Source organism: Bacteroides sp. D22, assembly GCF_000163675.1.
GTDB classification, from domain to species: domain Bacteria; phylum Bacteroidota; class Bacteroidia; order Bacteroidales; family Bacteroidaceae; genus Bacteroides; species Bacteroides xylanisolvens.
Genome location: NZ_GG774818.1, coordinates 50019 through 75025 on the forward strand (window position 1 = coordinate 50019; position 25007 = coordinate 75025).

Consider the following 25007-nt stretch of genomic DNA (forward strand, 5'->3'; position numbering starts at 1 on the left):
TGTACTAACTCCAATCGTACATCGTAAATCGTCTAATCGTAAATGAACTTAATCGTAAATTATTTTTCTACTTCACGTCGAATGCAGCATCAATCAACGCTTTCAAGTTCAGATAATGACTTCTGTATATTCCACTGGAAGCATTTGCCGCATTGGTCAGGTCTCTTCTAAGATCAGTCAACTGTCCGCGTGCAATAGTCGGTGCTTCAGAAGGGAAATCGAAAGCTACGAGCGAATAACCACCCAGACTTCCGAGCGAACCGGAACTGTTCTTCGGTTTATCAAGCATTCCAATCAACGCATTGACATAAGTCTTTTGCAAACTACGTTGGGAAGCATCCGGTTTCTTTCCTCCTTGCATATCGCTCCAGATACTCTTCTTCAAATCACGGAACAAATCGTTGGCTGTGTATGCCTTCGCTCCGTTGACCAGTTCGTTGTCCGTCATCTTATCAAGTGTGCGGCTGCTAAGCAGTTGTTTCAATGTACTGCTCTGTACACGGTAGATCGAATTGAAAGTATTGATACCAGTTCTTTCGGACAGTTTATCATCCATCAGCCAGGTCGGTGTGGTAAACAGTTCCTTGTTCAGGAAGTCGACCGCTTTCTTCTGAATATCCTTCGGAACATATTCCACCGCTTTCATGTCTGTCTGTTCCACAGAAATCGGATTGTGGTAGATACCGGCCACATTGGTAGCCACATGGCCCATGTACAAGTCGAATTGTCCCACCACATTCTGATACAAACGGACAGCTTTCATATAACCCTCATTCGGTTCATAAGTCCAGTTCATGATTTCAGGCATCACACGTTTCAGGTTTTTGATTCCATACGAGCTTGCCAGCATGGCATCATCTCCCAAATCTTCACTCTGGTTGCGGGGATCGTTTCTGTCGAGTTCCGTTCCGAACGTATAGCGTTTGTCCTCCCGCAGCTTCTCAATGATCCACTTATTCAAATGAGGTATTTCGGCTTCCGCCGTTTCATATTCAGGCATCCAACGATAGCCCCATTCAATCGCCCATTTATCATACATACCGATACGGGGGAATATTCCCGAACGTGAAACGTTGTCTTCCGGCTGTGCCACATAGTTGAAGCGTGCATAGTCCATGATAGACGGTGTATGACCGTTGGCTTCCACCCATATTTTGTCTCTAAGTTTCTCTACCGGGACGGTATTGGAAGAACCGAAGTTATGACGCAGTCCTAATGTATGTCCCACCTCGTGGGAAGATACAAAACGTACCAGTTCGCCCATCAGTTCATCGTCGAACATCGGTTTGCGTGCTCCCGGATCAATGGCTCCTGCCTGCACGATGTACCAGTTGTAAAGCAGGCTCATCACATTGTGATACCAGTTGATATGCGTTTCAAGAATTTCACCGCTGCGAGGGTCGTGCACGTGAGGTCCGCTTGCGTTCGGAATATCGGAAGGCTTGTACACGATAGCCGAATGGCGGGCGTCTTCCAAGCTCCAGGTAGGATCGTCCGTCGGTGCTTCTTTGCCGAAGATTGCATTTTTGAATCCTGCTTTCTCAAAAGCGGCTTGCCAGTCGTTCACTCCCTGAATAAGGTACGGAACCCATTTCTTCGGAGTGACAGGGTCGATATAAATGATAATCGGTTTCTTTGGTTCCACCAATTCGCCACGCAGGTATTTCTCGCGGTCTTCGTCTTTGGGTTCGAGACGCCAGCGGGTGATATTCGCTTTATACTTCACTCCTTGCGGATTCTCGTCAAAATCCTTATAGCTCACAGCAAAGTAACCTACCCGGTCGTCGTGCAATCTCGGTTTCATCGGTTCCTTGGGAAGTAATAGCATAGAGCTGTTCAGTTCGTAAGTCAACGGAGTGGTAGAGGTGGCAAAGAAAGCTGCCAGCAGTTTCTCAAGTCCACTGCCTCCTCCTTTCTTCCGCTGGAAGGTACGCACGGTACGTATTTCGATGTTTTGCGGAAAGGCTTTCAGTGTGTCGATATAACTGGCGTCGTCTACCATGCTGCTCGCTCCGATGTTGTCTTTCACCCGGCTGGTGAATGAAAACATTTCGTTGTCCTTACGGATATAGTCGGTCATGTCGATCACATAGTTGGTAGTTTCTCCTTCTTTACGGACAGTTTTCAGCGGGAAGGTGGCCACAATGGGTTGAACATTGGAGTTCAATACGGCCTGATACATACCCAGTGTATCAGCAGAATGTTCGAGATAAGAGATTTCACGCACGAACAGTTTGTCGCCGCGTCCTTTCTCGAAACGGATCACTTCGTCGCTGATGTAATCTCCCGGATAGCCTACTTTACGTTTCTGCGCGTCTACCGGTGCTTTCACAACTCTGTTCACAATCAAAATATCACGTCCGAAAAGAGAGTCGGCTATTTCGAAGAAATATTTACCATCTACGTAATGCACTTTAAAAAAGCCGTCCATTGTTTTGGCTTTGCCGGTGATTACTTTTGCGTAAGGTTGCAGAGCATCTTTCTTACTCTTGGCAATGGAGTCAGCCTTGGCTTTATCCACCGCTTCCGTCTTGCTCTTCTTTTTCTTCTTTTTCTTGAAGATGTCCGTCGATTGTGCTCCGGCCAATGGAACGATCATTGCCAGAATCATCAGAATTGAAACTAATTTCTTCATGCTTTCTTTTTTAATATTTATATACAGATACAAAGATAATAATTATTCGATACCGGCAATGCCATACATATTTAAGTTGTTGATACTAGACATCTTTTCATTCGGTTTGCCTGAAATAGTATATTCCTGTCCATCAATTGTCAAAGTAAAATTATAGGTATAAGTTAGCCCTGTTTCAAAAGGTACGGCAATCATCATATAACAGGTCTCCAAACTGGCACCAAAATACCCGGCAGTTATCTCGAAGCCGCCATTAGGAAGATTATAAGTAATACTGTTTATCGGAGTACCGGAAATTTTACCTGTCGACAAATCTACAGTTGCTCCATCTTCGTAGGCAATCGGATGGTCACAGCTCACCACCACTTTAGTAAATTTCTTACCGACAAAAGAATCCGGGCATCCCGCACCCGGTAAAGTGATTTGAGAAAACAATGGTTTGAATTCTCCCAAAGAAACAGTTGCAGCAGAATAGCTAGATGTAGTAGCCGAAGCATAAGCAAAGCTATAATTACGATGCGGCATAAACTCTGATTCATAATACTCCTGCACAGCTAAGTTGGGCAAAGCGACAGCCTTATAATCTTGTGAAGCTGCGTTATAGGGCGTATAGGCATAAATAGTGTGATCGCCACCCTTAAATCCTGCAGCAAGTTCGGAAGAAGGATTCAGCGTAATATCTTCAGTCACACGACTATCACGATCATATACTATATACGTTTTACCATCCAATTCTGTAGTAGTAGCCACCGCTACTTCCGACGGAGCATACGGCAAGTTATCCTGCGGTTTGCCATCGGACAACACATATATTCCTATCTTGTCCGCTTCAATCCATCCCTGGCTTCCATGGGAATACACATTATAAGCACCGGAAACAGCAATTTTCCCCACTACGGGAATATCTGCATCTTCTTCTTCACCATCGTCACTGCTGCAACTTACTGAAGACAATACTAAAGCTACACAAGCAGCAAAATAAAACAGTCTATTTTTCATACTTTTCTCGTTTAAATGATTAATTATTTACTGATAGGTTATTTTCTTTTTCCAATTAATATTCTCCTTCATAGTTCGTGCACCATACCATGCCTTTCACATCGCCAAACCCGCTAAAAGTCTTCAATTCCAAATCGGGAGCAAAACCTTCGAAGAGACGTACCATCTGGCTCGTGTTTACATCGATGATGGCGATATCCCCATTTTCCTGCGAAAGTGCCAGCCGGAAATTCGGATCAGTGCTATTTCCCCCATAGCCATAAAACTCACAAACAACAGGACTTCCACTGATGCCGGTGATACGGCTGCCTGCTGTGTAAGCCAGCATATGGCTGCGCATCTGCATACTGTATATATAGAGATTCTTATCTCCATCGGTAAAGTAGAAATAAGGGTTCTTTTCAAAATTGGAGGACATCTTAATGACACTTTGCGGAGTCAATAAGGAGCTGCCGCTGAATCCGTATTGATCCGTACCGGTTATCAGGTGAGAGTTATTATCCATGTCTTTTACGGCAAACTCGTGCAAATCATAATTTCCGGTTCCCTGCACGTCAATCAGCGACACGTAGTTTGACCAAAATGTCAGCCCGCCGTTGGAGGCTACATCTTTCTTTTCGTAAGCCCCTATTGCCAGGCAGCGGGTTCCCGCTCCCATATTGTTCACCCGCAACACACCGGAGGGAACTTCCAAATCCTGATCGTATGTTTTGAAGTAGACGATGGCAGGAGTATAAACTGCTCCCCACTGCGGATAATGTGTAATGCCGATAAAACGGGCATTTTGCTCATCATACAAGATACAACGTTCTTCGTCGGCACACCAATAAGTGACGTTGTGGAACGGTGCGAAACAGGTGATACGGCTACCTCCCTCAAACTCATACGGCATGGCGCCGTACTTCCCGTAATAAGGAATCGCTTTATTGTCAGTGCCTACGGCACGGATATACACTTCCCCCTGTTCGGAGCAAATCACGTAATATTCTTCCTTGAATGCGAAGTCCATTATCTTCAAGCCTTCCGGCTCTTTACGGTTTTCAAATTCGTGGGCAAGCCACATGTCTTTTTGCAACGAATTGCCATCTAGCGTGACACTTCCACTACCCTGATTTATCAGGATTTTCGGCAAACCTGACACGTAGGAACCGGAGATAGAGCCTAATACATAATAGTAATAGATCCCGAGCGGGTCTGTACCCAGACCATCTTCGATGATGTTTTCTACATCGTGCGTAGCCCGGAGGCCGGGATTGATGAAAGATAAAGAAGATTTTCCGTCTCCTTTGTTGGAGAGAATCATCCAGCCCCAGTCGAAACTGTTCTTTCCCGTCAAGGTATATTTATTGCTGATGTATGTTTCATTCGTTTCCTTATTGATGACTTTCAGTATCAGTTCGTACGTTCCGCCTTTTTCGAACTGATACTTCAGATGATAACCTGTGTAGATCAGTTCACGGTTCAGATACCATTGAACGGTGAAAAGTTCATCAACATTCCCGATGTCCGTTGAGAAGTTGATGGGCGCATCCATCTCGAAAAGGTCGCCTACCATAAACGTGTAGTCCGATGAAGCGGAGTTCACAAAAGAAACTTTGGTAGAGTTTGTATAGTCATAGTTTCCCAAATCGTCATAACAGCCGGTTATCACGAGAAGCTGCAGGATTGAAATGAATAGTATTGTTTTTCGCTTCATAATTTATTATCAGTTATCGAGAATGGTTTCATACAGCGGTGTCACTCCGTCTGTATCATAATATTGGTAATTGCCTTGCTGCCACTGGTCTTTCCACCAGGCCTTGAAGTCGGCTATCAGGTTGACAAACTCAATACCGGTGTATTTATCCAATGATTCGAGTATCTCACCATCCATGAAAATGATAAAAACACGGTATTTCATATCCGAATAAGTACCCAGATTGGCTGCCGAACTCTGGTTCCACCAAACAGGTTGGGAAATCCGGTCGGTCACTTGAATCGTGACGTGTTTGTATTCTGCCGGACCCACCAGACAGTTTTCCACTGCATCCAGTGAAAGGGTAAGGGTGTAGTCTGTGTTGAGCAGGTCTTCATTGCGATAGACGGTGACTTCGTAGGTGTCTTCCGCCAGTCCGCTATGGAAGATGCCGGAGGTCAAAGGGGCATAGTCGATGCCGGAACGGGCGGTGCTTTTCTCTCCCACTGCGGAAATATCACAGGTGGCATTTTCTTCGAGCAGGTAGCCAAGAAGTGTCATTTTCACTTTCACGGTTCCTTCTCGAAGCAAGGGTGCATCTGTAGCAAAGTTGAATGTTATTTTCTGTGGAGACTTATCGCTCATGTAAGTAAAATAGACGTAATTGTCTCCATTATAAACGTCCAGCTGCTCTTCACTGCAAGAGGTGAGAACGAACAGCAGGCAGAAGATGGTATATGTCAATATTCGTTTCATCTTATCCGGGCATTAGTTGGTTGTTTCACTGGTAGGCAATGGAAGTACATAAGAACCTGTCATGTTGATTTCTCCTTCCTCGTCGGAATCGGGCACGGTGGAGAGGTTCATCCGTTTGTAGGTGTAGAAGGTTCCACCTTCGCCTATCATTTCTTTCCGTATATCGAGCAGTATTTCGGCATCCAGTTGTTCACGGGTGCTGACTGTCAGACTAAGGGTACGTTCAGCTCCACGGGCTTTTCGAACTGTTTCGAGGTAGTTGATTCCTTCGGTTATCTTGCCATTATAGCTACTGATCTCCGCCAGGATATGACAGATTTCACTGAACCGGATCACTGGTATCATCGGATTCTCCATTGCTTCTACTACTGATTCTACGGAAGGGTTATACTTCAGTGTGTAATACTTCGACTGGGTTTCATTGGTAGTCCCGATCAGGTAGGTGAGCCGATAGTCGGTATATACGCCCGTATTGTCCGAAGCAAACAGGGAAGGGATATTTGCCAACGGCAAACGGGTGGTTGACGAAGAAGAGGAAGAGCCCCATACGGCCTGTTCATAATCCGTAGCCAGCTGTTTCTTGTACAAGCCGAACAATATGTCGTGGGAGACTTTTGTATATCGGGAATTGAGATTGCAGGTAATGTTCTCTCCTTCTGTAAAGCCTATCCACCGTTTCTGCTGGTAATAGGTGTTGTAAAGTTCTTTGGCGGCTGTCTCGGCATTCTTGTAGTAGGCAGGACCGGCATAGATGCAGACACGGGCTTTCAACCCCAGCAATGCCAGATAGTTGAAGCGGATGCCACGATACCAGAAGAATGCTCCCATATCGTCTATATAGGAACCGGAGTTGAAGCGGTAGCGGGCATTCCATTCGGGAGTAGGTTCGTACATTTGTGAAGCGTACATCGCTTCGGGATGGTATTCGGTGTCAAACTTACGCAGAATGTCTTCCGCTTCGAGCAGGTCTTTCAGGACTTTCTCGATAAAATCGGTAACGGTACATTTTTCTACCACTGCGGCTTCGTATTTATCGCGGTAAGGAAGATAGGCGCCCGAAGGATTGGTTGCCGTTGCAGGAGCAAACAAGCGAAGTAGGTCAAAATGCATCATGGCTCTTAATGACAAGGCTTCGGCGTAAATGAGGTTTTTCTCTTCTTCTCCGTATTCGAACAAAGAGATGTCCGTGGGCCGGATGTTCTCGATGAGCTTGTTCAGGTTGGCTATCACTTTATAGCCTTTTTCCCAGATAGCTGTCACGACGGGTTCGGTGTCGACCGTGTTATAGATAAGTTCGGAAGCGTCGGCATACATCGGAGAGATGGTTCCCGCCTTTTGATTGTATTGCTGGGAGATGGCACTAAGGAATCCCCAGCTTAGTTGCTTACCGTAAAGTTCGTCGGACGCCAGATTGGTGTAGATACCATTCAGGGCATTCCGGTAGCCGAAACCGGTGGAAAACAGATCGTCGTCGGCTATCGCATTTTCTGGTGTTACGTCCAGCCAGGCATTGCAGGAAACGGCTAACATTCCTGTCAGGGCTATTAGTATATGGCTGATTAGTTTCTTCATTTGTATGGTTAGAATATGATGTTAGTAGTCAGATTGAATGAACGCGAATAAGGATAATCCAGTCCCCGTTCCTGACGGATGGTAGACCAATAGAACAGGTCGTTCATCGTGAACGAAAGACGCAGGCCGGACAGATGGAGTTTCTTTAATTGTTCGGGACGGAAATTGTAGCTCATTGTCAATGAACTCCATTGCAGGGTATTGTTTTTCTGTACAAAACGCGAAGATGCGCCGGTGGTGACATTACGGTCACGAATATCTTTCATGGTGGTTATGTCTCCCGGTTTCTGCCAACGGTCGAGCAATACCCGCTTATCTACATTGTCATTTTTAATGTCGGCATTCTCTACATAGGAGACGAGGGTATTGTTGTAAGCATCTCCACCAAAAGTATAGAGGAAAGAAGCAAACATGGATAACTGTTTATAGGACAGGGTATAACCGAATGAGCCTTGTCCCTTGGGAGCTGTATCGCCAATAATGGTCCATTCGTCGGCAGACCATACATCGGTAACGTCACCATTCCGGCGAAGGTAGATTTCTTTGCCGTTTGTGGGGCTGATTCCCAATGACTTCATCCCGTAAATAGAGGTCAGAGAGGCTCCTTCGTAATATTTCAGGTATGTTTTAGCATATTTTGAATCGGAGCTGCTTTCGGGGTTATATCCGCTGAACAGTTCTTCCACTCTTTTATTATAGTCGCGCATTGCCTGGGAGATTTCAATAATCGTGTTTTTGTTTCTTGCAAAGCTGCCGTAGAGCTGGAAGAGCCAGTTTCTGTCACTGTAAAGTCGTGCCCGCAGTTCCAGTTCGACGCCGGTGTTTTTCACCTTTCCCATGTTTTCTTTGTAGGAGGTGAATCCGGTAGAGGAAGGGATGGTATAATCGGTTATCAGGTCGATGGTACGCTCGTCGTAGGCAGAGGCTTTCAGATAGATTTTATCGTGCCACAGTCCGATTTCAACTCCATAGTCGAGGGTGTATTTACGTTCCCATTTCAGGTTCGGATTTCCCATCTGATAGAGGAATACACCGTAGCCTGTGGGATACCAGCTGTCTGTTTGCAGCTGATACATATCTTTGGCCGAATAGAGGGAGAAGTTGGTCTTTCCGGTCAGTCCGTAGGAGACACGGAACTTCAACATGGAAAAGAGTTCATTCGACTTCATAAAATCATAATTATGAATGTTGATTCCTGCTCCTGTTGACCAGAACATGGACCATCTTTTATCGGAACCGAATTCGGAAGAACCGTCGATACGTCCTGTAAGGTCGGCGAGATAGATATTGTTGTAGGTGTAGTTGGAAGTGAGCAAGGCTCCTACCAAGCGGGTGGTATTATCGGAGCTGCTGGGCTTTCCGTATACTTCTGCCGCATAGTTTGAAGAGACAAGGTCGCCACCCGGAAATCCCCGGTAACGTGTTTCGGAAGCAGTGCTCTGCGTTTGTCTCATGTTGGAGGACAAGCAGATATTGAGATTGTGTCCCTTGAAGGTATTGTTGTACATGAGTGACAGGCTTCCGTCTATCACTGTTCTCTTTTGTGTGGATTCTGTTTTTTCACCATTGATGTTGCCTGTACTGGCTGAATAACTGGCCGATGCGGGATCTTTGTACAGATCACCGGTAGAATTTCTCATCAGGACGGAAAACTGACCGCGCAGACGCAGACCGTCGGTGATACGCCAATTCAGACTAAGATCATCGGTTACTTCATCATAACCGGAATGGTCGAAGCTGTTGTAGAAGTTGATTTCGTACAGTGGATTTACTTGTGTGCCGCTAGCCCCGTCGAACTTTTCGAGACGGCGCACATAATCGCCATTTTCATCATACAGACGCATATAAGGAAGTAAATGGGAGTAATCGCTGAATGAATTGAAGGGGACATCTGTACTTTTGTTATAAGTGTAGGTCACTTTGTTCTTTATTTGTAGTCCGCCAATGCGGTAGTCTACATAAAAAGCGGCATTGGCATTCTTACGGGAAGAGTGTTTCATCACTCCTTCCGTTCCTCTGAATCCCAGTTCCACTCCCCAGCGCACGTCGTTTTCTCCACCGTCTATGAAAACGGAGTGCTTATGGTTCAGAGCCGTGCGTAGTCCTTGAGAAAGCCAATAGGTATCGACACCTGTCAGTACATTATTGAGTCGTTGGTAGTAACCGTTGGTATAGGGGTCTATTTCCGGGGTGTTGCTGTCATATAGTCCTGCCAGGCGTTCGGTTTCCAGCTTCTCACGGGCGTTCACCAGATTGTAGGAGGATAAATCCGGCAGTTCGGCAGAAAGTACTCCGGAATACTGTACACGGAACTTTCCGGCTTCAGGCGCACGCCGTTCAATGACAATTACTCCGTTGGCCGCACGTGAACCGTACATGGCAGTGGCGGCAGCATCTTTCAGGATATTGATGCTGTGGATGCTATTCATATCGAGGTCGTATATCTTTTCTACATCGACTTCAAAGCCGTCCAGTATGAAGATAGGCAGGTTGGAATTACCGCTTAGCACTTCCCGCGAAATGGAGGAGGTGGAGGTCTGCCCAAGTGTCGTTTCTCCGATACCGGTCTGACCACGCAAGACGAATTGAGGCAGGCTGTTGGGATCGGAACCAGCAGCCAGATTCTCCTGTATTCTGAAAGAGGGATCGAAAGTCTGAATGGCCGAAATCAGGTTGTTCGGGTTGACTTTTAACAGGTCTTCTTTCTCTATCTTTGTGGTATTTCCAGTGAAACTTTCTTTCTGTATGGAGTTATAGCCGGTTACAATCACTTCCTGAATACTTTCGGTAGCTTCTACCATCTGCACATCGACTTTCTGCCGGGAAGTGACTTTGATTTTACGGGTTTCAAAACCGATGTAGGAATAGATAACCAGACCGCCTTTTTCGGGCAGAGTCAATACATAGCAACCGTTTATATCGGTAATTACACCAGTAGAATGACCATCCAAACGAATCGTCACTCCTACCATCGGTTCTTTAGAGAGTTTCTCAATCACCCGGCCATAAACATAATTTCCGTGTGGAGGAAGAAGATATGTCTCTTTTGAATTATTTTTGTTTTGGGCTATTGCATTAGTAGATAGTGATAAAATGTATACAAACAATAAGATTCTATTCAAAGCCCCGGAATTTAGCTTTTGCATAACGGATATATATAGTTATTACACCCGCAAAAGTATTCTTATATGATAGACGGAGCAATCACGAATTTTAGGTATTTTACACAACTATTATACCAAAATATAATTAAAGCAAAATCTTTTTGCTTCTGTTTAGGTATTAATCAATAGCAAAAAGAATAACTGCATCATTTATCCTCTATCAAAAGGCAAATGATGCAGCTGTCGGTTATATCTGTTTTTTTATAATGCCAGACGGTATATCTCTTTGCTGTCCTGTTTCGCTAATTTGACATAGTTGCCTACCAATTCACCTTTATTCCGGTGCAGACTATCTGCAAGGCGGTCGATGTCGGGATTCTCAATGCCAAGTTCTTTGAAGGTCACAGGCAGGCCGATGGAAGTAAAGAAGGATTTCAGACGGGAAATTCCTTCAAGGGCTACCGCCTTTTTATCGTCTGATTCTGCCACTCCCCACACTCGGATGGCGTATTGGGCTATCTTATCCACATTGTGTTCTGTCATCCATGTCATCCAGGCAGGGAAGATTACGGAGAGTCCGGCACCATGAGTCACGTTATAGATGGCGCTGATTTCATGTTCGAGGAAGTGGGAAGCCCAGTCCTCTTCACAACCTACACCACAGGTTCCATTGTGGGCGATCGTTCCGCACCACATCAGATTGGCACGGGCTCCGTAGTTTTCGGGGTCTTTCATGACGGTAGTTGCCTCTTTGATGATGGCAAGCAGGGTACCTTCGCACAGGCGATCGCCTATTTCTACATCTTTCGTGTTGGTGAAATAGCGTTCCATGATGTGTGCCATCATATCGGCAATGCCGCAGGCGGTTTGGAAAGGAGGAAGTGTGTAGGTCAGCTCAGGGTTCATCACGGCAAAAACAGGACGTAGTACACCGGGAGCACGGAGGCTTAATTTCTGTAAGCCATCGACTTTCGTGATGACGGTGTTACCGGAACCTTCGCTTCCGGCAGCAGGAATCGTTAACACAACGGCTACTTTCAATGCTTTCGTCACAATGGCTTTTCCGATGTAGAAATCCCAGAAATCTCCGTTGTAAGGAACTCCGGCTGCAATGGCTTTCGCCGTATCAATCACAGAGCCACCACCAACGGCGAGCATCATGTCTACGTTTTCTTTCCGGCAGAGATCGATTCCTTCATACACTTTCGTGTCTATCGGGTTAGGCTGTACACCACCCAGCATGCAATAGGGAATACCTACTTCCTGCAATGATTTCTCAACACGGGCCAACAAGCCGCTACGTATCACGGAACCGCCACCATAAACAATCATTATTTTGCGTGCACCGTATTTCTGTACTAACACTCCGGTCTGCGCTTCCGTATCCCGACCGAACACGAATTCAGTAGGGCTGTAAAAGATAAAATTATTCATTGTCGTTTTCTTTATAGGTCTTTTCGTCAGTCTTTTCTATAGATCCAAATAGAACTCCTTTGACAAGTTTTTCTATAAGTTCTTTTATAGAGCCCTTCATAAGAGTCTTTATAGATCAGACAAAGTTATAAATTTAAGCAGAATATCTTTCTTTTGATTGTTTAAAATTTCCTACTTTCATTAGTACAAGTCCGATTACAATCCAGACCATTTCGCGTATACGGGTAATCAAAGCGGCATAGACTCCGTAAGCTCCGGAAAGGGAAAGACCGCCTACGGCGAGGGCAAAGCCACCTTCACGACCTCCCAATTGCATAGGCAGGAAAAACAGCAGATTAGCAAGTAAAGAAGAGAAAGCCGCAATCAGGCAGCAGTCGGCAAAGCTGACATGGGTGGTCAGCACGTTCAGTATCAGCCATATTTCAAGACAACTGACTACACGGGCGGTATATTCCAGTAAGAGGGCGCTATAAAAGGTTTGTTTCTTTTGTTGGTGGAGAAGGGCAATTTGTTTGTCTATATTCTCCAACTTCTCTTTATGCGCGTTTGCAAAATGAAATACTTTCTTTTTCAGAAAAGGAATACGACCACCCATACGGACAAAAGCCACAGCCATCCCCTGCCGATAGCCTTTCATAAAAAGAATAACAATCAGCAAGCAAAAGACAGTAATAGCTCCTAAGATTATCCCCATCATCCACCCCACCGGATAGAGACAAACGTAAAGCAACACTGAACTTAACCAAAAGCAAAAGTGGGAAAAGATATGCATCATCACATAAAGAATCACGGAAGAGGTGGCGCGTTCTATTCCTATATAGGGTTTCAGCTCCATAATGCGATATGGTTCGCCTCCCATCAGCCCAACAGGAGTCACGTAATTAAGCGCAAAACCTGTTACTGTGAATTTGTAGAGCCGGACAAATGAAAACCCCGTCTTACCACCACTACGGATGATGATGTACCACGATACTGTATTAATAAGGTAGACAAACAGCCATAGCAACAAAACCAAAGGTAAATATACCCCTGCACGCTTCAAATTCAGCCAAAGCTCCTGATAATCCATATCAAAAGTGAATATCATTATCAGAACGGCAATGATACCAAAAGCGAGAAATATATTACGGTACTTGTTCTTCACTATTTGTGAGACTTATATCTATTTTTTATATGGGTATATATCTGCTTTTATATGAGTATATACTTGCTTTTTGTATGGGTATATATCTCACTTTATTCACATATAATCTTACTTTATATACGTATAATATCTTTCGAAGAATCTTTTGAACGCCGGGATTCTCATCAATATGTATTCGAATACCAGCCAACCGATTAACGCGCAAGAGATGCCAAGTAATACATCAATGATATAATGATGGCATGAATAAATAGCTGTTCCCCAAATGCCGACCATGATAATAGAGAAAAGAGTAACCACATACCACCTGCATTTACCAATAATGGCATACACCAATGCAACTACCATATAGGCCGCATGCAGTGAAGGCACTGCCGCAAAAACATTAGCATTACGCCCGTAGATAGAATCAAAGATGGTTACTCCGAAGAATGCATCAAAGCGTCCCAATCCTGCAACATTACCCGGTGTGTTTAATATCGGTTCGAAACCGTAGTTGATGGCATACCAAGGCGGAGCGGCCGGATGAATATAATAACCGGCAAAACCAATCAAATTGACAAACAAGAATACTAACGCAAAGCGAAGGTAGGTTTTTCTTTCTTTCTTGAAATACAGGCAAAGACCGAACAGGATGGGAACGGGAACCCAACAAAGGTAGAAGATTCCGGCAAAAACGTCCGCTATCGGCCAGTTGTGTGCAGCGAAGTATTCGCAAGGAGTAACCAGAAGACCATTATCCATTACTCCGAAAAGAGACTTTTCGAGATTATACAGTCCGGCCACATCAATCGGGTTCACTTCGTAGTTGGGGCAAATACGCATCCAGTCATACGAGATTCCAAAAATGGCGAAAGGTAACAGGGCCACAGCCAACTTACGAGTAGGTAATCCGGCAAAAAATAAAACTAAATAGAGTACCGCCATTAACAGGTGCTCGGAACGAAGCCCGATGAAGATACTTGTCAGCAAAAGGAAAAGAGCCATAATGACTGTCACAGTCAGGGCTTCTCTCTTCGACGGCATTTGAATATTCTTTATCATTATAATGTTTTGATTAGACAACTAGACTATTTACTATTAGACTATTTACTATTAGACTATTTACTATTGGACTATTTAGGATGTACTATTTAGGATGTACGATGTAAATAGTAAATCGTCCAACAGTAAATTAATTCATTCTTTCATCACTTTGTAGCAATGTCTCACACGAGCAAATGCCGTGATATTGGCAAACAGGGCAACAAAAGCCAGAGGAACAATCATAATCAGGATTGGTTCGAAAACGGTGATATCTTTGAAAACGCCACAGAACAAAGCTCCGAGACTGGTCAGCACTACGCGTTCCGGACGTTGCATGAATCCGACTTTACATTCAATTCCTAAGCCTTCGGCACGGGCACGCACATAGCTTACCATCAGTGAGCCGATTAGTGCCACAAATGCAATGAGTGCATAAAGGAAATAATCTTTCATTGATAAATAGTAACAGATACCAAAGAAAGTCATCAATTCACTATAACGGTCGAGTACTGAATCGTAAAGCGCACCGAACTTGGAACTCATGTTGCCTAGGCGAGCTACACGTCCGTCCATCATATCGAACAGTCCGGCAAACAAAATCACACCTCCTGCCCAGCCGATAATGGCCAAATCGTTCTGTCCGCCATATATGCCGGCATATACAAACATACCTGCCGCTACTACATTCAGGATAAATCCGGTAGTGGTGATAAAGTTAGGAGTGATTCCTATTTTAATCATTCCGCGTATCAGGGGATTGATAATCTTATAAATCAACTGTTGTAAATAATCTCTGTAATTCATCTGTTTAAATCTGTTTATAGCTATTTTTATCTAAATCTTCTGTTTTCTCAATCTGTATATATCTAATTCTTTCGTTTTCTCATCAGTCTTTTCAATCCGTTTTTCAGTTTCTTTTTCCGAACAAACTTCTTATATCTATATTCCGGTAAACAAAAAAGCGTTGCATATTATAGTTCCAGAACAGTGCCACGATGACTGCCACTACCACTTTAGGAATAATGAAAAAATCTCCGAAATACAGGCTAAGTGTGTTGCGTACCCAGGGAATCTTCGCTAATGATTCCGTCAGTGCATACGTTCCCCACGTATTGAGCCAAACACTGCAAACCCATACAAGGATAAATTTTACAGCAACGTGTGTTTTCTTTCCTTTCGATTTAAAAGTCCATTTATAGTTGATAACGCAATTAACGATTCCTCCATAGATAGCTCCCGCCAGGGTGGCATATACATAGTAGACATCAAACAGCCTGACCAGAAGAATCGTAACGAGAAAGTCTGCAATAGTTGCCATTTGAGCAGAAAGCTGCGCCCTCAAAAACATGAAGATGCCGCCTTTCTGGGAAATCATCCGTGCAACTTTTTTCAGCCAATCACCCATCTCGCTCCCACTAACAATATAAAACTATACACTCCCGCCAAAACATCGTCCATCATGACCCCTACTCCACCTTTCAGGCTTTCCATACGACGTATGCCCAACGGTTTGGCTATATCAAAGATGCGGAACAAGGCAAAAGCCGCAATCACGTACCAAAACCATTTGTCATCATTGGGAACAGCCAACAACGGTATCCACACTCCCACCATCTCATCTACTACCACACGCGAAGGATCTTCTCCCCAATAAGTCTCCAGCTTATCGGCAGCCCAAATGCCGGCGAATGTAAATACAATCACCAAAGCGGCAGTCAGCCATAATACCCAAGAGAAAGGAAGGAGAAAATAAAGTGCAATCCAAATGATAGAAGCCAGTAACGCCCCAGCCGTGCCGGGAGCAAAAGGAGAAAAACCGGAGCCAAAGCCCGTGCCTATAAAAACAGGTAGAAAGGGAGGACGCTTCATTTATTACTAATTACTAATTACAAACTACGAGTCGGTTGTGTCACGAGTCCCCCAACGAATGGGGAATTTGTACAATAAAAAAGTAAAAGTTGAGGTTGAGCATCCACCAGTCTTTATAGGATGGTAAATCTCAATCTCAACTTATTATTTGGGGTTACTGATTAAGCTAAGTAATCAGGTTCTTTTTCACCAATCATGTTACGCAATGTCTGTTTTACCATTCTCCATTGTGTAAACAAGTCGTGTTCGGGCTGATGTTCGAAATCGTGCATCGGGCTCTTGCAGAAGAATGACAACCAAGTCTGGATGCCACACATGCCTGCACGCATTGCCAAGTCGCTGAACAACACAAGGTCAAGAGCGATAGGAGCTGCAAGGATAGAGTCGCGGCAAAGGAAGTTCACCTTGATTTCCATCGGGTAGCCCATCCATCCGAAGATGTCGATGTTGTCCCATGCTTCTTTGTTGTCTTTGCGGGGAGGATAGTAGTTGATACGTACTTTATGATAAACATCTCCGTAGAGATCAGGATATTTTTCTGGTTCGAAGATAGTGTCGATTACAGACAGCTTGCTGACTTCTTTTGTCTTGAAGTTGTCCGGATCATCGAGCACTTCACCGTCGCGGTTACCGAGGATATTGGTAGAGAACCAACCGTTCACACCCAGCATACGGGTTTTGAACATCGGAGCCAATACGGTTTTCATCAGTGTCTGACCACTCTTGAAGTCTTTACCGGAGATAGGTACATTCTTTTGTTTAGAGAATTCCCACATAGCAGGAGTATCCACACACAAGTTAGGAGCCCCCATTACGAACGGAGCACCTTCTGCAATAGCAGCATACGCGTAACACATACTCGGAGAAATCACGTCTGTATTGTTTTCCTTCATTGCTTTCTCTAAAGCAGCGAGTGACATGTGTTCGTCAGACAGCGGAATGTAAATTTCAGTACTTGCAGCCCAAAGCACCACTACGCGTTCGCAGTTGTTAGCAGCTTTGAAGTCGCGGATATCCTGACGAAGTTGTTCTACCATTTCCCAACGGGTAGCAGCCTTCTTCACGTGTGTACCGTTCAGACGTTTTGCCCAGTTGTGATCGAAAGCAGCCGGCATCGGTTTGATAGCTTCCAACTCTTCTTTTACTCCATTCAGGTCTTTTTCTTTCAAAACCTCGGCGTACATAGCAGCTTCGTATGCGTTGTCCGGGAAAATATCCCATCCTCCGAAAACAATGTCTTCCAAATTCGTCAAGGGCACAACGTCCTTGATGAGTTTTTCTTCGTTGTTCTCCATGCGCATTGTGGCTAACTGTGTAATAGATCCTATCGGTTTTGCCAGTCCCTTGCGAGAGGCTAGTGTACCTACAATCATCGTGGTAGCTACCGCACCACCCACTCCGACTACCAGTACGCCAAGACGCCCGGTAGCGGGTTTAATTTCTTGTTTCATTTCTATTCTATTAAAATTAAACTAAAATTGATGCAAAAATAAGATTAATTAATTACTAATACAGTCTTTATTTGTCATATAAACATTGCAATTAGCAGGATTTAACTTTTAAAAGGTCATATGGAGACTTATTCTCAAGCCTGATCTGTCAATCCCGGGCGAATCACGATAAGTGAGCCTCCAGATATAGTCCAAACGTAACACCTTGAAAATGTTTTCGATACCTACACCCGCCTCCACATAAGGTGTTTTTCCCATTGTTTGTGTGTTCTCTATCGGAAAAGCGAACAAACCGTCACTCAAAGCCGGGTTGTTTTTATCGCTCAAATGTCCATATAATCCACGACAGGAAACTATTTCCCTCCATTTAAGTTTTCTCAACAACGGCACCCGGTTGAACAACCATCCGTTGAGGAAATAAGTAACATCCCACGAGAAATACTCATCATTCATAAACTCCATCGCATTCATCAACGAGTAAGATTCCGGTTGGATGGTATAAGAAAGGTTGGCATTAGGCATGATAAGCAACGGAAAAGGTACTTTATCCCACACTTTACCTGCTTTTAGTATAACGTCCGTATAGCCAAACGCGGAAAACCAGAAACGTTTCTGAATACCGGCTTCGGTATGATTGTAGGTGTAATCGCTGCCCAACACTCCTTTTCCGGCAATGGTATGCGACAAGGTAAACACCGGTGCATCCAACGATACGGGAAAACGGTTCCATTGGGTCTGGAAAAATTTCTCATTCGGAGCATAACGCAACTTCAACTCTGCAGCACTGATAGAGAAATCTTTTACTGGGGTGTAGGTATCTCCTTCTTTCTTTAAAAAAGGAATCAGGCAGGAGGACTCATCTTTCCGTGTACGTGCTGTCAACTGGAAAGAAAAGCCGGAATAAAACTCATTGGTATAGGTCATCTCCGCCTGCCGGAAATAGCCGATACGGTCGTCCTTCTCACGTTTCAAGGCCAGGAACACATTGTCTTTGCTTGTATACAGGTAATTTTGTCCGTACTGGTTCACATCTGATTCGTAACGCAATTTCAATGAATGGATAGGAAATTCGTTGGCGTATTCTTTCTTCTTTTTGAAAGAATATTCCAGTTCCGCCAATCCTTTCACTCTTTCATCTTTAAACCCGTAAGCCACATATCCTTTGCCAAACAGGTGCGGATTGAGCCAGGCGGTAGTCATACCTCCGGCACGGATACGAGGACCTTCCAATGTGTTACCGCTAATAGTGGCATTCATCGGGCCGATATAGAAAAGTGGCGCTTCTTTGGAGGTGGGGATATATCCCGTAAAGAGAATGGAAAGCACTTTCTCCGTCCAATAATACACCGGATAACTGCGTAATTGTGTCATCAGGCGGTCTACCGAGTTTTCCTGCTGGGAGATGGCGGCTTGCGGACGATTCTCCGCCCAGAATGTTTCGGGACGCGACAGGGCTTCCGTCTCTTCAATAATACGTTCGGGTTTGGTAAAGGCTTTGTCGGCTTCGGCAGTCGGCGTAAAGGTGTAGTTGCTGTAATCCGCTACACGACGGGCAAAAATACCGTCCTGTCCTTCGGTCAGTTTAAACTCAACAGTGATACTTTCATGATCGAGCAGGCGTGTGCCGTCTTCGGCACGCTTAAATTCCTGTTCGAGCAACATGTAGTCTACAAAGTTCAGGTTTATCTTTTTGGGAAAGTTAAATACGGCACGTTTGACAAAGTAGGTAGAGTCGAGCGTCACATACAGGTGTCCGTTAAAACCGAAAGACTCGGAATTAAAAGGCGTGAAAGCGAGGTCTGCACAAGGCTCTCCGGCAATCTGCAACGTGTCCATCAGGTAATATTTATAAAAGCCTGTACCGATACGGGACAAGGGACTGACAAACTTATTTGTAAACAGGGAAATGTTGTTTTCGTAAATGTCGACGTCTTTAAAGACTTCATTGATGGCTGCCTGCATCCCTTGTTTAGAGAGAAACTCATCGACACCGGCCTGTTTGCGCCCTTTCACCCATTGCTTCTCGGAACGGGGAGATTTCCGGTAATAGTCTGTGGCAAGCAGTTCACGGGCTGATACCGTCAGAATCGGTTTACCGGTAACGGCTGAGGTATCTACATATTCCGTCAGGAAATCAAATTTACGATATAACCATTTTTTCTGTTTCTCTTCATCGAAGTTATTCAACGCAAAGGTGGTCTTTTCATAACGTTCGCGTTGCCAGAAGTCTTTCTCGTAGGGAGAGTAGTTGTCACGGCTTTCAATCATACGGCGGACAAATTCTACGGCGGGATTATCTTTCTTCCGGTAGTGCTCACGTTTGGGTTTGACTACCACTTCACCAAGCGCGTATTCGGTAGGCGCAAGTGCTACTTTATAGGATGCATTACGGGCAGGGCGAATGGTGCGGACATAGTCATTATATCCGATTACAGAGATTACAAGCACTGCTTCGGAGCGGTGGGTTTTGAAGTAAAAGCGTCCGTCGCTTCCGGTAGCAGTTCCTTCGGTCGTGTCTTTTAAGCGTACAGATGCATAAGGCAAAGGTTCTTTGGTCAGAGAATCAGTCACCACCCCTTGTACCACATACTGCGCACAAAGCGGAATACTGATAGCCAATAAAAGAAAGAGCGTCAATGTGCCTTTTTTCATTAATCTCATACCTTAAATCCTATTGAATTGAGCGGGGCAAAGGTAGGAGTGATTTCAAGACAAAAAAAGGTCTATTTGACGGAAGAAATGTTCTTATTTGACACAATTAGGGGAAAGTAATACGGAATCGGGTCAGTCCGTCGGCATAGGTTCGCAAAGAGAATGTACATCCATGACGCATCAGTACTTCGCGAATAAAGATAAGTCCGATTCCCTGTCCGTTCGGTTTGGTAGAGAAGAAAGGACTGAACAGTTTAGCTTCTGTTTCTTTGCTGATCCCCAGACCGTTATCTATCACTTCAACAGTGGCCGGAGCGAGGGTGCGGACTATTATTTCCCCATCGGTCTCAATGCTTTCCGCTGCATTCTTGATGATGTTTACGAGTACTTGCTCAAACAAAGCGGCATCCAGCATCACATCTTTCAGACTTTCGTCTATTTCCATGCGGAGTGTAATGCGACGGTCATTACACATTCCTTCCATAAACCGCTTGCAGGTGAAAACCAAATCATTCAGATTGACAGAAGAAAGTGTCGGTTCGGGGATTTTCACCACATCGGCAAAGCGGGTAATGAAACGGCTCATTGAGAAACAACGGTCGGTACATACACGCATCACGTCGCAGATGTCTTCCATTCCTTCTTCGCTGGAAAGGGCTTGTTCTACCGTATCCAGTGTGGAAGTAATGCCGGCAGTCGTGTTGTTCACTTCGTGGGCAATCATGCGAATCACTTTCTCGTATGCTTTCTTTTCCGCTTTCATCACTTCGTCGGTGAGGGTTTCTACCAAGTAGAAGGGATGTTGAAATCCACGATCAATGAAAGAAGAATGAGTACACCGGTAGATATTCGAGTCGTTCAGACGGACGGTTACCTTCTCTCCTTTCGGGAGGTTGGCCAATTCCACCGCTAACGGAGAATCAATCTCTTTCATCTTCTTGCCTTGTACGTCTTCCAAACGAACACCCAGCATTTTCAAAGCCATCGGATTCAATTCCGAAAGGTCTTCATCAAGGGAAGTTATAATCACTCCCATTGGAGAAGCTTTAATCAGCAAATCGAGAAAATTATTCTGTTCACGCAGGCGGAGACGTTCATTCTTTAGCTGTTCCATCATGCGGTTGAAGATATTCACCACACGATCGGCCTCATATTGGCCTACAGGGCTAAGACGGCTACTGAAATCCTGCTCACGCAACAGTTCCATACCGCTTCCGATTGTATTCAACGGCTTCACAATCTTACGATAGAAAAAGGTCAGATAAATGAGGATGAAAAGTATCAGCCCCTCCCCTATGTAGAAAAAGATTGTATTCAGTTGACTGGAAAGGAACAGCAATACACTACCTAATGCCAGCAGCAGAAAGACTAGTATGTAAAAGAATCCTTTTATACGCACGTTATCTGTGGTTAACGGTTAATCTTAATATTATTAGGCACGTGCCTAAATTTATCACATTGTTATATTATATTTTTCGAGACGACGATAGAGTGCTGCACGGCTGATACCCAATGCCGTAGCTACCTGACTCAAATTTCCTTTGTAACGGTCCAACGCCTGGAGAATGGTCTGGCGTTCTATTTCATCCAAAGTCATACCGACCAGAGCTGCGCCTTCGGTCACTCTTGCGTCATCGTGGCGAATATACTGCGCATCAAAGTCGGAAGCATCAAGCAGCGGTTTACCACTTACCAAAATGGTACGTTCCACCAAGTTCTTCAATTCACGAATATTCCCCGGATAGGGCAAACGGCTCAAGAATTGCAGGGCATCGGCAGAGAACTCCGTACGGGGCAATCCGTTGGTTACCGCCTGACGGTCGGCAAAATGACGTGCCAGCAAGGGAATATCTTCACGACGTTCGCGCAAGGCCGGCAGTTTCACTGTTATCAGATTGATACGATAGAAGAGGTCTTCACGAAAAGTACGTTCGCCTACCATTTTGCGCAAATCGGCATTGGTGGCTGATACTACCCGGATATCCGTCTTGCGCGGACGGCTGTCGCCGAGCACTTCAAATGTCTGATCCTGCAATACACGCAGTAACTTCACCTGGCACGAAGGGTCGAGATCACCTATTTCATCCAGGAAAATCGTCCCTTTATTTGCCATTTCAAAACGTCCGATACGGTCTGCGGAAGCATCGGTAAAAGCTCCTTTCTTGTGCCCGAACATTTCACTTTCGAACAGGCTTTGGGAGATACCTCCAAGATTCACTTTCACAAAGGGATGTTTGGCACGCTGACTGTTGATATGAATGGCCTCGGCTATCAATTCCTTACCTGTCCCGCTTTCCCCTGTAATGAGGACAGAGGCATTGGTCTTTGCTATGCGGGCAATCGTATTCAACACATCCATCAATCCTTGGCTACGCCCGATGATGTGGCTGCGGTCGAAAGAATCGCTCTGTTCCTGCGTTGGTTCCTGTGGAGTGCCCGAAAGTTGGAGTGCCGTTTCGATGCGTTGCAACAAGGCGGCATTATTCCAGGGCTTCGTTATGAAATCAAAAGCTCCTGCCTGCATTCCTTGCACGGCAAGTTGGATACTTCCCCAAGCAGTCATCAATATCACCGGTGTTTCGGGACGGAATATTTTTACTTGTTTGAGTAGGGTCAAACCCTCCTCACCCGTTGTAGAAAGAGTGAAGTTCATATCCATCAGGATTAAATCCGGAGCTACGGAACGTACTACTTCCATAGCTTCCCGCGGACCGGGAACGGTCTGTGCTTCATATCCTGCCCGCTTCAACATGAAGCTAAGCGAAGAACGCACTGCGCTGTCGTCATCAATTATCAGAATCATAGTTAAAATTGCAAGATTCCTCTACCAAGAAAACTTCTTCTGTTTTTTCAATCTTCCAAGAAGAAGTATTTCTTTTTTTATTTCTTTCTTTATTTATAATGGGGGATGAATTTTTCTGTATTATTTACGTATTTTTCATTTCCCGAGTGTTAAAATCGAGTTTCAAAGGTACTATAAATAGTTCGTAATACCAAATGAATCAGGCATAAATACGCAATAGTCTGTTTGCAGACTTGAAAAACTTTTCCCATAATCTCCGGCAAGTTCCTCCATAAGATTCAAAAGCTTTTTCCTCCCCTTTCTATTGCCGGATGATTTCATCAAAATCAGCTTCAAGTTCGGTATTGGTACGAAAATCCCATAGTGTCAGACTGCGAATCTGATAATAATAATACCAATAATAATAAAGTTCGGAAATATGTTTCTGTCTCGCATCATCTTTAGAGTTCTGCGCATCATTCAAATCCAAGGTATTGATTTTACCTATCAGGAAAGTTTCAATACTTGTTTTATATCGTTGCTGGGCTATCGCATCGGCTTCTTTGGCTATGTCCAATTGCTGTGCCTGATTATTGAAATGCTCCACCAACAGAAAAATATCCTGGTTGAAGTTTATCTGTTCCTGACGAATTTTTGAAAGCACTACATCCCGGTTACTCTTGGCTACCCGGACTTTCCCACGGCGTTTTCCCCAATCGAGAATCGGAATCTTAACGCCTACCTGAACAATCTGATTGTCCTGCAAGTTCCTGTAAACGGCCGGAAAATTCCGGTTCTCACCCGTATACCCTACGCTTGCAAACAAATCGACACTACGCAAATTTCCGCGTGCAGTAGCTACTTCATAATCGGCTTCCAACTGGCGGCGACGGATATTCTGTGCAAAAGAATTACGTTCCAATGCTTTATTTAACACCTGATTGTACTCCATCCTCGGGCCATCCACAGCTTCGGGAAGAACCGGGTTTAGTACTTCATCCTCTCCTACTCCCAAAAAGGCACGGAGCTGGAACATCTTGGCATTGAGATCACTCTCTGCTTCCGTCAATGCAGCCTTCGCATTCAAAGCGGAGAGCTTCAACTGCAAGAGTTCATTCTCGGAAATCTGCCCCATTTTGCGTTTGGCAAGGGCTACTTCATAAAGGTGGTCGGCGTTTGTCTGGTTCTGTTTCGCCGTGCCAAGATTTTCTTTTGCCAACAAAAGATTAAAGTAATAAGTGATGGCACGCATCGTCACTTCTTCGGTAGCAGTGATAAAAGCTGCTTTCGCTTCGGCATAACGAACCGGTTCGATGCGTCTGTTCCACTTTATATTATTGACTCCAAAGATGGGTTGTGTAAGTTGTAATGTGACAGGAACCGACATAAAATGACGGTCTCCTCCGGCTCCCAATTGCTTGATATAGTCGAGAGAGGAAGTCAGCGAAAGTTTACCACCGGTAAGCCAGATGTTTTGATCGATAGAAAGATCACCGGTAAGCCCCAATGTGTTATTACGGACGAAACCGTAAGAACCGTCCGAATTTTGATAGGAACTATATGATTTGTTATAATTGGGCAGGGTTCCGGTCAAGTTGACTTCCGGCAGAAGATCGGCACGAAAGGTACGAAATTCCCAATAGGCCGTTTTCAATTCATTCAAGGCAACAGCAGCGTCAACAGAGTGAATACGCGCCATAGCAATAGCTTCATTCAAGGTTATTTCCCTTTCCTTCTGTGCCGACAATGCCAACGGCAGGCAAACGGCAGCAAGAGCAAACAATATACTTTTCTTTTTCATTATGCACAGTATTTTCCACTATGAGAGAATCAAACGATGTGCCAAAAAAGTAAAGTTTTTATTATCAACAGATTAGAAAATAAGAAAAGTGTCCATTTTCGGACACT

At 44.6% G+C, this 25007-nt stretch carries 17 protein-coding genes; all 17 read right to left on the minus strand.

Annotated elements, in window-relative coordinates; all coding sequences use genetic code 11:
- Positions 1-67: 67 nt before the first annotated feature.
- Complete coding sequence (locus HMPREF0106_RS05230) at positions 68-2635, minus strand: zinc-dependent metalloprotease (protein WP_008016862.1); 2568 nt, start codon at positions 2633-2635, stop codon at positions 68-70.
- A 42-nt stretch (positions 2636-2677) separates the two neighbouring features.
- A complete protein-coding gene (locus HMPREF0106_RS05225) occupies positions 2678-3634 on the minus strand; it encodes a fimbrillin family protein (protein ID WP_004314313.1) in 957 nt (318 codons plus the stop codon).
- Positions 3635-3689: 55 nt separating this feature from the next.
- Positions 3690-5330 carry a PKD-like family lipoprotein gene (locus HMPREF0106_RS05220; RefSeq protein ID WP_008016860.1) on the minus strand — a complete coding sequence of 547 codons (1641 nt, stop codon included), beginning with the start codon at positions 5328-5330 and terminating at the stop codon, positions 3690-3692.
- 9 nt (positions 5331-5339) lie between these two features.
- A complete protein-coding gene (locus HMPREF0106_RS05215; RefSeq protein ID WP_004314272.1) occupies positions 5340-6065 on the minus strand; it encodes a DUF4843 domain-containing protein in 726 nt (241 codons plus the stop codon).
- A gap of 12 nt (positions 6066-6077) precedes the next feature.
- Positions 6078-7637, minus strand: coding sequence for a RagB/SusD family nutrient uptake outer membrane protein (locus HMPREF0106_RS05210; RefSeq protein ID WP_004304210.1), 1560 nt, complete (start codon positions 7635-7637; stop codon positions 6078-6080).
- 8 nt (positions 7638-7645) lie between these two features.
- Complete coding sequence (locus HMPREF0106_RS05205) at positions 7646-10783, minus strand: SusC/RagA family TonB-linked outer membrane protein (protein ID WP_008648740.1); 3138 nt, start codon at positions 10781-10783, stop codon at positions 7646-7648.
- Positions 10784-11002: 219 nt separating this feature from the next.
- Positions 11003-12175, minus strand: a complete 1173-nt coding sequence (locus HMPREF0106_RS05200; RefSeq protein WP_004314277.1) for an iron-containing alcohol dehydrogenase — start codon at positions 12173-12175, stop codon at positions 11003-11005.
- A 133-nt stretch (positions 12176-12308) separates the two neighbouring features.
- Positions 12309-13319, minus strand: coding sequence for a lysylphosphatidylglycerol synthase transmembrane domain-containing protein (locus HMPREF0106_RS05195; RefSeq protein WP_032851591.1), 1011 nt, complete (start codon positions 13317-13319; stop codon positions 12309-12311).
- Between the two features lie 108 nt (positions 13320-13427).
- Positions 13428-14345: a phosphatase PAP2 family protein gene (locus HMPREF0106_RS05190; protein ID WP_004326585.1), complete on the minus strand. Its 918-nt coding sequence runs from the start codon at positions 14343-14345 to the stop codon at positions 13428-13430.
- Positions 14346-14498: 153 nt separating this feature from the next.
- Positions 14499-15149 (minus strand): CDP-alcohol phosphatidyltransferase family protein, encoded by a 651-nt coding sequence (locus HMPREF0106_RS05185; protein WP_009040796.1) that lies wholly within the window; start codon positions 15147-15149, stop codon positions 14499-14501.
- Positions 15150-15252: 103 nt separating this feature from the next.
- Entirely contained in the window at positions 15253-15720 is a 468-nt protein-coding gene (locus HMPREF0106_RS05180) for a GtrA family protein (RefSeq protein WP_081104589.1), read from the minus strand.
- 14 nt (positions 15721-15734) lie between these two features.
- On the minus strand, positions 15735-16214 hold the full coding sequence (locus tag HMPREF0106_RS05175) for a phosphatidylglycerophosphatase A (RefSeq protein ID WP_004326579.1): 480 nt from the start codon (positions 16212-16214) through the stop codon (positions 15735-15737).
- A 161-nt stretch (positions 16215-16375) separates the two neighbouring features.
- Positions 16376-17665: an inositol-3-phosphate synthase gene (locus HMPREF0106_RS05170; RefSeq protein ID WP_004314280.1), complete on the minus strand. Its 1290-nt coding sequence runs from the start codon at positions 17663-17665 to the stop codon at positions 16376-16378.
- 108 nt (positions 17666-17773) lie between these two features.
- A complete protein-coding gene (locus HMPREF0106_RS05165; protein ID WP_009040797.1) occupies positions 17774-20326 on the minus strand; it encodes a DUF5686 and carboxypeptidase-like regulatory domain-containing protein in 2553 nt (850 codons plus the stop codon).
- Between the two features lie 97 nt (positions 20327-20423).
- Positions 20424-21716 carry a sensor histidine kinase gene (locus HMPREF0106_RS05160; RefSeq protein ID WP_008644667.1) on the minus strand — a complete coding sequence of 431 codons (1293 nt, stop codon included), beginning with the start codon at positions 21714-21716 and terminating at the stop codon, positions 20424-20426.
- Positions 21717-21770: 54 nt separating this feature from the next.
- On the minus strand, positions 21771-23120 hold the full coding sequence (locus HMPREF0106_RS05155) for a sigma-54-dependent transcriptional regulator (protein WP_008644665.1): 1350 nt from the start codon (positions 23118-23120) through the stop codon (positions 21771-21773).
- A 301-nt stretch (positions 23121-23421) separates the two neighbouring features.
- Positions 23422-24900: a TolC family protein gene (locus tag HMPREF0106_RS05150; protein ID WP_009040798.1), complete on the minus strand. Its 1479-nt coding sequence runs from the start codon at positions 24898-24900 to the stop codon at positions 23422-23424.
- Positions 24901-25007 lie beyond the last annotated feature (107 nt).

What these genes read in the sequence shown, in the direction of transcription:
- HMPREF0106_RS05170 (WP_004314280.1), bottom strand. Translation starts at nt 17,665, where the DNA reads ATGAAACAAGAAATTAAACCCGCTACCGGGCGTCTTGGCGTACTGGTA.
- HMPREF0106_RS05220 (WP_008016860.1), bottom strand. Translation starts at nt 5,330, where the DNA reads ATGAAGCGAAAAACAATACTATTCATTTCAATCCTGCAGCTTCTCGTG.
- HMPREF0106_RS05150 (WP_009040798.1), bottom strand. Translation starts at nt 24,900, where the DNA reads ATGAAAAAGAAAAGTATATTGTTTGCTCTTGCTGCCGTTTGCCTGCCG.
- HMPREF0106_RS05230 (WP_008016862.1), bottom strand. Translation starts at nt 2,635, where the DNA reads ATGAAGAAATTAGTTTCAATTCTGATGATTCTGGCAATGATCGTTCCA.
- HMPREF0106_RS05215 (WP_004314272.1), bottom strand. Translation starts at nt 6,065, where the DNA reads ATGAAACGAATATTGACATATACCATCTTCTGCCTGCTGTTCGTTCTC.
- HMPREF0106_RS05210 (WP_004304210.1), bottom strand. Translation starts at nt 7,637, where the DNA reads ATGAAGAAACTAATCAGCCATATACTAATAGCCCTGACAGGAATGTTA.
- HMPREF0106_RS05225 (WP_004314313.1), bottom strand. Translation starts at nt 3,634, where the DNA reads ATGAAAAATAGACTGTTTTATTTTGCTGCTTGTGTAGCTTTAGTATTG.
- HMPREF0106_RS05180 (WP_081104589.1), bottom strand. Translation starts at nt 15,720, where the DNA reads ATGATTTCCCAGAAAGGCGGCATCTTCATGTTTTTGAGGGCGCAGCTT.
- HMPREF0106_RS05205 (WP_008648740.1), bottom strand. Translation starts at nt 10,783, where the DNA reads ATGCAAAAGCTAAATTCCGGGGCTTTGAATAGAATCTTATTGTTTGTA.
- HMPREF0106_RS05185 (WP_009040796.1), bottom strand. Translation starts at nt 15,149, where the DNA reads ATGAATTACAGAGATTATTTACAACAGTTGATTTATAAGATTATCAAT.
- HMPREF0106_RS05155 (WP_008644665.1), bottom strand. Translation starts at nt 23,120, where the DNA reads ATGATTCTGATAATTGATGACGACAGCGCAGTGCGTTCTTCGCTTAGC.
- HMPREF0106_RS05165 (WP_009040797.1), bottom strand. Translation starts at nt 20,326, where the DNA reads ATGAGATTAATGAAAAAAGGCACATTGACGCTCTTTCTTTTATTGGCT.
- HMPREF0106_RS05190 (WP_004326585.1), bottom strand. Translation starts at nt 14,345, where the DNA reads ATGCCGTCGAAGAGAGAAGCCCTGACTGTGACAGTCATTATGGCTCTT.
- HMPREF0106_RS05175 (WP_004326579.1), bottom strand. Translation starts at nt 16,214, where the DNA reads ATGAAGCGTCCTCCCTTTCTACCTGTTTTTATAGGCACGGGCTTTGGC.
- HMPREF0106_RS05200 (WP_004314277.1), bottom strand. Translation starts at nt 12,175, where the DNA reads ATGAATAATTTTATCTTTTACAGCCCTACTGAATTCGTGTTCGGTCGG.